At 41.6% G+C, this 12,256-nt stretch carries 8 protein-coding genes; all 8 read left to right on the top strand.

Going from position 1 to position 12,256, the window contains the following annotated elements; genetic code table 11:
• The first annotated feature begins 14 nt into the window (after nt 1-14).
• Complete coding sequence (locus FAZ15_RS16215; protein ID WP_136902376.1) at nt 15-878, top strand: hypothetical protein; 864 nt, start codon at nt 15-17, stop codon at nt 876-878.
• 30 nt (nt 879-908) lie between these two features.
• Entirely contained in the window at nt 909-1,856 is a 948-nt protein-coding gene (locus FAZ15_RS22740) for a hypothetical protein (protein WP_202912428.1), read from the top strand.
• Nucleotides 1,853-2,158: a hypothetical protein gene (locus FAZ15_RS16205; protein ID WP_136902375.1), complete on the top strand. Its 306-nt coding sequence runs from the start codon at nt 1,853-1,855 to the stop codon at nt 2,156-2,158. The genes FAZ15_RS22740 and FAZ15_RS16205 overlap by 4 nt, the downstream gene beginning before the upstream one ends.
• Nucleotides 2,149-2,673: a hypothetical protein gene (locus tag FAZ15_RS16200; RefSeq protein WP_136902374.1), complete on the top strand. Its 525-nt coding sequence runs from the start codon at nt 2,149-2,151 to the stop codon at nt 2,671-2,673. Before FAZ15_RS16205 ends, FAZ15_RS16200 begins: the two co-directional genes overlap by 10 nt.
• Nucleotides 2,674-2,715: 42 nt before the next feature.
• A complete protein-coding gene (locus FAZ15_RS16195) occupies nt 2,716-6,240 on the top strand; it encodes a hypothetical protein (RefSeq protein WP_136902373.1) in 3,525 nt (1,174 codons plus the stop codon).
• A 23-nt stretch (nt 6,241-6,263) separates the two neighbouring features.
• A complete protein-coding gene (locus FAZ15_RS16190; RefSeq protein ID WP_136902372.1) occupies nt 6,264-9,743 on the top strand; it encodes a DUF6443 domain-containing protein in 3,480 nt (1,159 codons plus the stop codon).
• Nucleotides 9,700-10,284 carry a hypothetical protein gene (locus FAZ15_RS16185; RefSeq protein ID WP_136902371.1) on the top strand — a complete coding sequence of 195 codons (585 nt, stop codon included), beginning with the start codon at nt 9,700-9,702 and terminating at the stop codon, nt 10,282-10,284. Before FAZ15_RS16190 ends, FAZ15_RS16185 begins: the two co-directional genes overlap by 44 nt.
• Nucleotides 10,285-11,164: 880 nt before the next feature.
• Nucleotides 11,165-12,253: a hypothetical protein gene (locus FAZ15_RS16180; RefSeq protein WP_136902370.1), complete on the top strand. Its 1,089-nt coding sequence runs from the start codon at nt 11,165-11,167 to the stop codon at nt 12,251-12,253.
• The last annotated feature ends 3 nt before the right edge of the window (nt 12,254-12,256 follow it).

The following is a 12,256-nucleotide window of genomic DNA, read 5'->3' as shown; positions in this document are numbered from 1 at the left end:
ATAAATAGTATAAAATGAAAATTGTAATCTTAAGCTTTTTAATTTGTGTTAATCTATGCGCTTTCAGGTCCCTTGGGCAGGAATATCATGTGTTGGATTATAACGTCAATTTAACTCCAGCTCATGGAGTTAAAATAAAAACGAATTTGCCGTATACCAGCTCGTCTCAAATGGTCACCTTGAACATTGAAGGGTATAGTTATGGCACTTCCTCTACGATAGGTTTGTTGTTGAACTACTATATCTATAACGGTAATTTTATAAACCATTCCGTATCCTCGTTTGGTGGGCACACCCCCGATGTCTATCTAACCAACGAGGCAGGTAAAGTAGTCGTTTTTCTTGCCAGTAAATCATACTTTCAACGTTTTCGCGTAAAAGCATTTGCAAGAGGCATGAGTGAACAGGCTGTTTGGTTTCAGGGATGGACTGCTGTGGATGAAGCTATGAGTGGGACAAATACGGTAAAGCTATCTTATCGTAATCGAATGGCAGGAGACCTGTTCGGCGAAAATATACTTTTAACCGGGAAACTTGGTATCGGAACGAATTCTCCATCCGAGAAGTTGTCGGTTAATGGTAATATACGAGCCAAAGAGATCAAAGTCGAAACTGCCAATTGGCCCGATTATGTTTTTGCTAGGGAGTATAACTTAATGCCACTTGCCGATGTTGAAAAGTTTATCCAGAGCAATAGGCATCTTCCAGAAATACCTCAGGCTTCAGTAGTCGAAGAAGAAGGAATTTCTTTAGGAGAGATGAATAAATTGCTGTTAAAGAAAATCGAAGAATTGACTCTTTATGTTATTGAAATAGACAAAGAAAACAAGAAAATGAAAGCGGAACTTGAAAAATCAAAAGCCTGCTGTATTGACTAGTATTTTCAATAAGCGTAACTAGATGTGAATATGAAAAAAGAATTTGTATTTGTAGTTTTAATGATTTCTTTTGTCTCCAGTTTCGCACAAACAGAGACGGTAATTGCTCCTTCAAATAGATCAGCTGTTTCCTTGGAAAAGAATATCCTTTTTTATGCAAACAATCGTTTTTCAGTAACTCAGTCCGGAAGCATCAGTTTGAGCACACCTATGTTATTTGATGCTAATTTTTATCCATCATACTCCGTGACAGGGATAGACGAACAAAATCCCTATGTGTTATTGATAGAAAATCTGCCGGTTGACCATGTGCAGGTTGGAGGCTGGATTGGGTGGACGACGAGACACTACGCACCGGTAAAATTTAAGATCGAAGTTTATAATATTTATCAAGGTGCCAACCAATGGATTACGATGACTGATATCGATAACTATACAGGAGGTCATTTCATCGCTAAGGCGCCTCATTCGTCAGTAGGAAAAATCCGGCTTACGGTATATAAAACGAATGATGCGCAAAATAGGTTGGGGCTTTCTGAATTCTTCTTTTTACATCCCGAAGCTGTGAAGTCCTATGACGGATTGATGGTCCAATACAATGCTCAAGGAAATGTTGGTATTGGTGCAAATGCAACTAGTGATAAACTCGCCGTTAACGGCAATATACGCGCTAAGGAAATCAAGGTTGAAACCGCTAATTGGCCAGATTATGTCTTTTCCGAAGAATATGAATTGATGCCACTCTCTGCAATAGAACAATATATTAGAGACAATGGCCATCTTCCAGAAATACCAAAAGCAACTCAAGTTGAGAAGGATGGTCTATCTCTCGGGGAGATGAATAAGTTGCTGTTGAAGAAAATTGAAGAGCTAACCTTGCATTTAATTGAAAAGGAAAAGCAAATCAACGAACAACAGAAGAAGATCGGCGATATATTTATCCTATTAAAAAATGATAGTATAAAATCAGAACTATGAAATGTACATTTTTGATCATCATTTATCTCGCACTTTTTTTTAATGGATATTCCCAAACTTCTTCCACGGTTTCAGTCTCTTCAAGTGGATGGAAAAGAGTGGGTTATGTAGATTTAATTGCGGGACGTGGATTTGGAAAGGTATCTATTTATACCACAGGAGGGAATCTTGCTCCCCAATTCTTAGATATTCATTGTTTAAAGATTGGACTACAAATGCAGGTATACGTCTTGAAACTAACAGTAAGGTTACCTATTGGACGGATGTACGTATTACATACGATCAGATCTCAATGTTTATAGAGGTCAATTTTAAACGTGATATAGCACAGCTAGCTATGCTGTCCGATTCTTACGGATGGAATGTAGCTAAATTATATACAGGTATCTTACCTGAAGGAGGGGGGACTACTAGAGCAATGGCAAAAGTCGGGAAATTCAATATTCAAGACCAGTTTATACTTGATAATACTGGGAATTTTGGTATCGGTACGAACAGCCCCACTGAAAAACTCTCCGTTAACGGAAATATCCGAGCGAAGGAAATCAAGGTTGAAACTGCCAACTGGCCCGATTATGTGTTTCACAAGAATTATGAACTAACACCACTTAAGGACCTGAAACAATTTATTAAAGAGAACGGACATCTCCCAGAAGTTCCCAAAGCGAAGGAAATTGAAGAGCGCGGGCTATCGCTTGGTGAAATGAATAAAACTCTTATGAAGAAAATAGAAGAATTGACCTTGTATCTGCTGCAGAAGGAGAACGAGATGGATGAAATGCGGGAACGTCTATTACGGTTGGAAAAGGGTAAATAAAAGGAATTAACCACAAGAAGTTTAACTTAAATTGAATGAAATATGAACCTATGCATACACACTGGATGTGCGGAATACTTAAAGCTATCTAGGCGGCTGTTTTTTAGTTTTTTGCTCATCTGTTTAACGCTTTGCTCGTATGGACAGCGGGCCTACCATAAGTACGCTAGGGGATATGTGGGAGACGTGCCTAAGGCCGCAACATTTAGCCCCGTTGGGGAGTTGGATAATGTAGACCACCAAACGGGTACGTTGCAGGTCACAGTGCCCATATATACCATCAAAACAGGGGACTTGGAACTTCCGATAAACCTTTATTATAGTGCTACAGGAATTAAGGTTGGACAGGAACGAAGCATTGCCGGTATGGGATGGCAGCTTAATGCGGGGGGCAAAATAGTTACATCTGTAATTGGTCTAAATGATGACCATCTCAATGGCATTAATAATGATTACTCGGCACCTTGGAAAAACCAGCCGTACAATAATGTTAATTTAAACGTAGATCACATACCCCACCGGCAGTATATCATCGACTTACTTTCGGGATGGCGCGACGGGGCACTGGATATTTACCATTATCAGCTACCCTCAATCAGCGGTAGTTTTGTGTTTTCCGGTGCCGATTACCTAACTTTTCCTTACAGACCTTCGGTCTACGCCAGTGGTCATATGATCAAGCACGACGGAAAAACATATGAATTTGTAGATGGTGATGTTAAACATACCCGAAAACGTACGTTCTATACAGAAGCCTTCCCGCCGGATACCTCTATGTTCACGAAGGCCTGGCGACCGGAGGATGAAGACCAGGTAAGCAACGATCGGAATCTCCGATATATCTTATCCGAATCATCTAATGACAGTATTTCGTTTGATTACCATGTGTTTAGCTCGCATGTTCAGGCTCATCTTCCGGTTTTGAACAATCTAGACAAAATTACCACCTCGGCGTCTATGCCCATGAGTAAGGATGTAACAAGGGATACGTATGGTAATTGGGTTGCTGGAACGGGATATTTCATCAAGGCGCCAACATTTACCCAAACAAAAATCATGTACAAGCAATTGACCCGGATCAAACAAATCAATTTCAGGGAGGGACGGGTTGTTTTTGAATATACCAATGGATTTTGTGATTTTCTATCTAGCATAAAGATAGAGCGAAAGCTCCCTGACAACACCTTCGAACTATTAAGAAAATTTGTCTTCGAAAAAACACCGGAGTCTATGAACTACCTTTTTCTTGGAAGAATTACGGAGGAAGATGGAAGCGGAAACTTTGTGGGGTCGTGGGCTTTTAAGTACAATAATGAGGCGGGGTTATCCAACAATCCCCTGACAACCGAGCATTCTGGGGAAGACCGTTGGGGATTCTACAACGGGGCCGGATCCAACAAAATTATGATTGAAAACCCTCATAATAACATTGCCATACAGAACAAACGTTATGAACCGATTTATATTCAGTATAATTCAACCTCTCCCTCAACTAGTTTACACATACCTAACAGACAGCGAGAAGGAATAGAGCTATATGGAAAAGGTGTTCCTTATGGTCAGTTTTCATTTGCCAATAGGGAGTTTAATTTTGAGCAGGCGATGACTGGTATGCTAGCATCTATTGTCACCCCCAGCCGGAGCATTGTCGAATACGAGTACGAACCGCATAAATTTGTTCATTATAGACCCTCATCCGGTAATAGTTATACAGAAACGATTAAACAAGGTGGGGGGATGCGCATCAAACAGATTACCACCTCTGACTATGATGTCGAAGGCGGTTATGCCAGCACATTGCGGTCAAAGAAGGTGTTCAAATATGGGTCGGGGGGAGCGTATCAAGGCAATGAAGACGGGGTGGGAAAAGTTTCCTATCCGGCAACGATTATATCCACCAATTCCGTGTATCCAGCTGCCTATGGTGTAAATATAGGTACAACCGTCGGAAATTTTCAGTTGTTGTCCCATAGCATAAAGGACATGACTTTGAAAGGAGGTTCCTATGCAGTTTATGGTAGCGTGAGTGAATATGTCTACAAAAGTCAAAATGACGTAGGGGCAAAAACAACTTACCTTTTTTATCTGCCCGCTATGGATCAGTGGACGGAGGGTCAGGGTTTTTCCTATCCAGTTGGTGATAACAGTGGGGGCATAAAGCCAGATTATATTTACAATCACCCCAAATCGGTAATCAGGTACAAATCCTGGGGGAGTAATGTTTACAGCGCGGTTCAAAGAACGGAATACGCCTATAAGCAGGTCAATGCTCCTTTGGTCGCAAATCCAGGGAGATTTCTTTCTATTTTGGCATATAATAGGGGAATACTAGCAGCACCATTTCTTCAGAGTTACACTGTGCATTACATGGATCACAATGGGGATCTGCAGACCTCAACGGGTACAAGCGTAATCAAATTCATCGATCCCATCGCCGCTTATATCAGATCAAAGGATCACCCTGACTTCTACTATCCCGGAAAATACGGTTACGACGCTGTATATTTAGGGTATAATTCCACGGCCTATGTGAAGACACAGGAACGTAATTATGTTTACGGGGATAACAACATCTTAATAAGTCAGGATACCGTTAACTATGTTTACGATAGTCCACGACACCTGAACCCAAACCAGATAAGTCGCCTGAACAGTCAGGGCGATTCGGTGCTCCACAGGTTTATTTACCCATTGGACGTAAGCAACCCAAGCAATGGGTCAAGTGCAAGTTATCTGATCAACAGGCATTTACTTGATAGGCCCTTGGAGGAATACAAATACCTGAAAAAAGGGAACGACAGATATTTGACTGCTGGTACTACCTACGACTACGGAGTTACAGTGCAGGGGAAGCTATACCTCAGTAATGAGCTAGAGTTGAAACTGACACAACCCATTACGGGAAGCCCAACCAACTGGTGGCATGCCTTTACTGTAAAGCGAGTGGATCCGTTCGGTAGGATACTTGAACTAGAAATCGATCAACTGAAGTCATATGCATTGATATGGGGTTACGGAAACAGCCAGATAACAGCTTCTGTGAACAATGCGATCTATACAGATGTTGCCTTTTCCGGGTTTGAATCAACGGATAAGGGCAATTGGTCTTACAGTGGTACGCCCAATTTTGCAATAGGTTCGGTTACAGGCTCAGGAGCGTATAACCTAACTACGGGAGCTATCAGCAAATCACAGCTGGACCCCTCAAAGAAATATGTGTTGATGTACTGGCTTAAGAACGGCGGTGTCGTCAATATCGCCGGTGGTACAGTCGGAGCTGCAGAATCTTTAGTAGAAAAAAATGGATGGCAATTGATACGTCGGAATATCAGTGCAAGCGAGGGTGTTACTTTATCGGGATCCGGAATTATCGATGATCTCAGACTCCACCCTTACGATGCAGGTATGACCACTTACACGTATTCGAATCTGCAGGGAATCAGCAGTATAACCGATAACAATGGAACGATCAAATATTTTGGTTACGATGGGGCGGGACGATTGCGCGATATACTGGATTTCAATAGAAATATCAGGGAAAGATATCGTTATCATTTACCCTATTAAAGGACACCATTAAAAACAACGTTATGAAAAGATTTTGCATTCTTGTTTGTATCTTCATCAAGATTATCCTGCTGCAGGGACTTTCTGCTATAGCTCAGCAGGACGATGTGGTTCGCGTTTATTATTTTAATCAAGAGGTAGATTCGGCACGTTTTTCCATTACCTACAAAAATGGTTTCCATGTCCCGGAAGGATCCACTTATAGAGGGTTTATCAGTACCGCGACGACGTTAAGTCTTAGCGATGAAAAACCGTATATTATCAAATACAGACCCCTAGCACCTTTGTCCAATCCTGAAATACCAACATTGGGTAGGGATAAAGTACAGCGGGATATCACCTATTTTGATGGGAATGGGCAGAAATTGCAAGAGGTAAAGATACAGGCCAGCCCTCGAGGCTTTGACATTGTCTATCCGTTTGACCACGATCTGATGGGGAGGGAAACCACTTCGTATATGCCTTACGAAGACATCTTTGAGCGACCAGAGGAACTCTACGGTAATTATGAATACTGGGCTCTCACTACCTACAATCTCTATTATATGGATGGCTACGCTCGTAACAATATAACGGTTAATAGTCATCCTTACAGCCAGACACGTTTCGAGGACTCACCTTTGAACCGTGTACGGGAGGTCGGTTCGGTCGGGAAGGCCTGGCAGATTACAGCCCTGCCAGATACATCTAACACGCAACGCTTATTTTACAAAGGCAATGAGGCAGACGAGGTCGTTCTTTATACAGTTTTGATCGGTGCAGCAGGAGAAAGAACACTAACAAGGACCAGTAACAATTCGATGTACTCGCCCAATTCGCTAGACAAAACTGCAGTTCACGATGAGAACTGGAAATCCGGAGATATGGATCCTGGTACGGTACATGAATTTAAAGATAGGGATGGTCGGGTAGTCTTGAAACGCTCTTTTGTCAAGGAGGGGAATAATACAATAACGCTGTCTACCTACTATGTATATGATGAGCTGGGGCACTTATGTTTTGTGCTTCCGCCTGGAGCCATTCCGGATAGTGACGGAGTTCCAAACCAGACGGCTTTGGATAACTTTTGCTACCAGTACCGTTACGATAATAGGGGCCGCTGTGTGGAAAAAAAGATCCCTGGAAAAGGGAAGGAATTTATTATCTATAACGAGCTTAATCAAGTCGTTCTAACACAGGACGCCGTGCAGCGAGGCAAAAGCCCTCAGGAATGGTACTGTTACAAATATGACGGACAGGGACGCACGGTTATGGAGGGCATCTATTCACACGGTGGTAGCACGGCCAATACAGATATGCGTAGCATTGTTCAGTCCTCAGTAACTAACGGTACTGTTCTATGGGAATCCCGTGTATCTGGAGGGGAGGGGTATAGCAATCAGTCCTTTCCCACAACAGGTCTTACGCATCAAGTACTGCGTTATTACGATGATTACGATCTGCCGCAGGGTAATCCTTATCCTTTCGCGGAAGGTTCGAAATTGACGATGGGCCTTGAGACAGCGAAAAAAGTCAGCGTGCTGGGTACCTCGGACTATCTCTGGACGGTAAGCTATTACGATGAAGAATCACGCTTGGCAAAGCAGTTCATTCAGCATTATAAAGATGGGCAAGTACATTTGGACAATGTAGACGAAATAACGAATAACTACAGTTTTGTGGGCGACCTGCTCAGTTCCGGCCGTATACATCGTACTGCAGGCGGTGCACCACTAACCATAGTTGACGAATATGAGTACGATCATAGGAGCCGGTTGAGCAAGAAGTGGAATAAGATAGGCAACCAACAGAAAATATTGGTTAAGGAACAGGAATATAATATCCTCGAACAACACACGGGTACAGACATGGGAGTGGCGGCCGTTTCATATTCCTATAATGAGAGAGGTTGGCTAAAAAAAATCAGTTCAAGCCATTTTACGGAAGAGTTAAAATACAATGATCCGTCGGCAGGTGCCACACCACAGTTCAACGGGAATATCTCAGAACAACACTGGAAGCATGGGTCATCAGCGAATAGCACCATGAAATATTCCTATGATGCGACAAACCGTCTGCTGAGCGGTATTTCGAGTACGCCGGGTTCTCTGAGCGAGGTACTTACCTATGATGTCATGGGCAATATAAAGACGCTTTTACGCGACGGTGGCACTATGACCAGTTACAGCTATACGGGCAACAAGCTGCAAGGACTTTCGGGAGGGATTATGGGCGCATATGACTACGATGCAAACGGGAATGCGACGCTGGACCGCACAGGCATGGCCTTCACGTACAATCATCTGAACCTGCCCAAAACAGCGACTAAAACAGGTGCTAGCGTATCGTATGTTTACGACGCGGAGGGAGCCAAGCTCCGCAAGTTTGCCACGGTAGGCAGTACTAGTACGCAGCGCGACTATATCGGTGGTATAGAATACAGCAAAGTAGGTAGCGGTACGAATGCTATTGAGATGATTCACACGGATGAGGGTTACCTGCAGAACAACGGTGGTAACTATGTCTACCATTACAATCTGACAGATCACCTAGGCAATGTGCGTGCTACATTACAACGTACGTCGGCAACTGCGGTTACAGTAATCCAAAAGCATGACTATTATCCATTTGGAAAAGCTAAAGCTATTGTTACTTCGGGGGTAAACAAGTATCTTTATAACGGTAAAGAAGTTCAGGAAGAGTTAGGAGGACAGCTTGATTATGGTGCAAGGTTCTATGACGCTGAAATCGGACGGTGGAACGTGGTGGATCCATTGGCGGAGCAGGGACGACGATGGTCGCCATATACCTATGCATTCAATAATCCAATACGGTTTATTGATCCCGATGGGATGTGGCCAAATGACGGGATAAAGAAATTTTTCAGAGGTTTTGGTACAACACTGATGGGTATAGCCAATGGGTCTCAGCTTCACAATCAGATTATTTCCAGTGTCAGTACAGCAGTAAGTACTGTTGAACATCTCAGTAAAGGAGATTATTCAGGTGCAGGAAATCAATTTTTGGAGTCTACTGGAGCTCCGGAAATAGTTCGAACAGTTGGTAAAGCTGCAGATGGAGATATGGAGGCGATTGGAAGTGTTGCCGCTGTAGTTACTGTTGGAATAGTTACCCACAAAGCTGGAGGAAAACAGAATGTTGGAAGCAAAGCAGTAACTGCTGATGCTGTTGAAGATCTTGTTAGAGTCCGTCATCATTCTACTAACAGTGGTGTTAAAGGGATAGAAAAGAGTAACTCTATAAATGCATCAAGAGGAGAACCATATGGAGTGGATGTAGAGGTTGCTCCATTCCTACCTCCGTCAAAGGTAAATATGGGGCAAGTTGGCGGCGGAGTAAAAGGAGGAGGTTTTGTTGAGTTTTCTGTGCCAAAGAGCGCCGTAGGGCCAATTCCAGGTTATATGGGAGGAACGGGGAATGCAGGAAGAATAGTAACCGGAGGCTCTCCTCTAAATCTTAATGGCACTAAGCCAACCTTTAATAGAAATTGGTGGAATTGGTAAACTCACAAGAATGAAAAAAGTTAGAATTGAATATCCTATTGTCGCATTTCTATTTGCCTATTTAAATCAAATCGATTTGTCGTTGGATAGGAGTAGATGGGAACCCCTTGAGAATTTAAGAGAATATTATAAAACCCAAATATCTCCAGGAAAGGTGGCTGAGTTTCTTGTTAATAAATTCGATTTGAAAGCCGATAAGCTTCGAAACTTAATTTTTATTAAAGAAGCCAAATTTTTAGCTAAAATTGAGAATGTATTGCTGCTATATTTTAGAAAGAAAGTTTTTTTGACGGAGGATGAAATGTATTTTCTTTGTCAGAAGCTATTTGAATTGAGCAAATATTTAAGAAATGATATTGAAGTCCACAGACTACAAATAGAGAAACTAAGAATAGAATTTTCACAGTTAAACTATGGTGTGATAAAATTTAAACTTACCAAGAAAGAGAGAGCAAAGGCAATGAATATCGAGCATTTCTTGCAAAATGAGATATTGCACACAATTAAAATAGAAAATTTTAGTAAAAATATAGATATATAGGGAGGAGAATCGATTCTGTGGAAGGAGCAGGTTCAGAAAGTATATGATGAAATTGAATTCTAGGTATAAGATAGAATAAAGTAGTGTAAACTGAACTGTGACAGCTTATAGTTTTCGTAAGGAAGTCAGAAAAGGAATGTTCGACTATCTTTTAATATCTATAGCTTTCTTTCATTTTTTGTATCTAATGATAAACATTGCGATGTAACTATTTAGATTAGATATTTCTAAGGAGCAATAAATTTGTAGCTAGTTCGAGAGACTATAAATTCACTAGTTCGACCCTCATGGCGACTTAAGTCGTAAGAAAAAATAACAATGATTATTTTGATTTTAATGCTTTGTTTTTTGCTGTTAAACTTTTCTATTCACACTTTTTTTGTAAGAAGGAAAACGAAATGCAATGGCTAGTTAAAAAAGTAGAGACTTTTTACCAGACGTTCCATACAAGCCTAGAGCCGTACAGAATCCTGTACGGCTCTAGGCTTGTATACTGTCCTTCCTAGCCTTATAAAAATAAAATTTCAAAATATATTGTGTTTTCTTGTTTTTCTCCTAAACCTTTTATAATTTTATTGGAAATCAATTGTTGAGAAGTATATAATATAAAAGACCAGTAATTAACAGAAATATTTTAACAGCATAATAATATTGCCGGAACATACATTTAAATAATAATTTTCACTTTTACAGGAAAGTAACACACTGGGATATGATGTCCTGTTGGTTGTTATACCAAACTGTTAACGAAATAATCACGATCTATTTTTTAGTCCGACCATAACTGACTATATCGAAGCGAATATCAATAGAAAAAAATGTAGTCAACCGTCGAGCAGATACCTGTCGAAAATAAAATAAGAACCTTAGAAGTTACCCTATGAAATTGAATAAACCTCTCCTGAGAGCAAGAATTGTCTTTACTATGCTGATCGGTTTTTGGTGTACCGTAAGTCATGCCCAGAACCTTTTAGATGTCAATGCATGGAATATCGGATCTGGAAGTGCCGGTATGTTTTCCCTCAGTGGGCTTCCCTCTGAAAATATCCGGGAATGGGGAGAAACTCCACATGGACATCGCGGTATCATTTGGAAATCGATTCCGGGGGGAGATGCACAGGCTGATGGCGGCTGGAATACAACGGATATCACGATCGATCCTTCCAAAATGTACCGTATGACCGTTTGGATAAAAAAGTCGAACTCGACCAGCGGTAGAACCTATTTTGGGTGCAGGTCTGTTTCAAATTTAGATGGTGTTGCAAACGGCAACCCCTACTTTTGGAACGGTGTACTTCCCAAGCTGGATCAATGGTACCTGCTTGTAGGATACATACATGCCCATACAGATGCCTCAACCGTTCATCTCGGGGGTATATACGATGGCTCAACAGGACAGAAGGTTTTATCGATGACAGATTTTAAATTTACTGCTTCAGCCACTTCCACTGTTCACAGAGCGTATCTATATTATGATCCCAATGTCAACGACAAGCAGTTTTTCTACGCTCCGAGGCTTGAAGTGGTCAATGGCAACGAACCCTCGGTGGAATCACTGTTAGGCGTCAGCAGTACACAAAGTAGCCTGGCATATTTCCCGGGTAAAGTAGGCATAAAGACCCAAACTCCGCGTGAGTACGATCTGGCGGTGAATGGTCCGATCAGGAGTAAGGAGATCAAAGTTGAAACGGCCAATTGGCCGGATTATGTATTCGAGGAAGCGTATGATCTAAAAACCCTTACTGAAATAGAACAGTTTATCAAAAGCAATGGACATCTACCAGAGCTACCGAAAGCTAAGGATGCCGAGCGTGACGGTATATCGTTGGGAGAAATGAATAAAATCCTGTTAAAGAAGATCGAAGAGCTGACTTTACATCTGATCGAAAATGAGAACAAACGTGTCTCACTTGAAGAGAAGCTTTCCGCCCTAGAGTCACTTATTCTCCAATCCCAAAATAATTTTTAACCT

Source organism: Sphingobacterium olei, assembly GCF_005048855.1.
Taxonomy (GTDB): Bacteria; Bacteroidota; Bacteroidia; order Sphingobacteriales; family Sphingobacteriaceae; genus Sphingobacterium; species Sphingobacterium olei.
Note: the sequence above shows the minus strand (reverse complement) of the source record. Positions and strands in the feature narration are given on the sequence as shown.

Coding starts and splice junctions, on each gene's coding strand:
- FAZ15_RS16215 (WP_136902376.1), top strand. CDS start 15: ATGAAAATTGTAATCTTAAGCTTTTTAATTTGTGTTAATCTATGCGCT.
- FAZ15_RS22740 (WP_202912428.1), top strand. CDS start 909: ATGAAAAAAGAATTTGTATTTGTAGTTTTAATGATTTCTTTTGTCTCC.
- FAZ15_RS16205 (WP_136902375.1), top strand. CDS start 1,853: ATGAAATGTACATTTTTGATCATCATTTATCTCGCACTTTTTTTTAAT.
- FAZ15_RS16200 (WP_136902374.1), top strand. CDS start 2,149: ATGTTTATAGAGGTCAATTTTAAACGTGATATAGCACAGCTAGCTATG.
- FAZ15_RS16195 (WP_136902373.1), top strand. CDS start 2,716: ATGAACCTATGCATACACACTGGATGTGCGGAATACTTAAAGCTATCT.
- FAZ15_RS16190 (WP_136902372.1), top strand. CDS start 6,264: ATGAAAAGATTTTGCATTCTTGTTTGTATCTTCATCAAGATTATCCTG.
- FAZ15_RS16185 (WP_136902371.1), top strand. CDS start 9,700: ATGGCACTAAGCCAACCTTTAATAGAAATTGGTGGAATTGGTAAACTC.
- FAZ15_RS16180 (WP_136902370.1), top strand. CDS start 11,165: ATGAAATTGAATAAACCTCTCCTGAGAGCAAGAATTGTCTTTACTATG.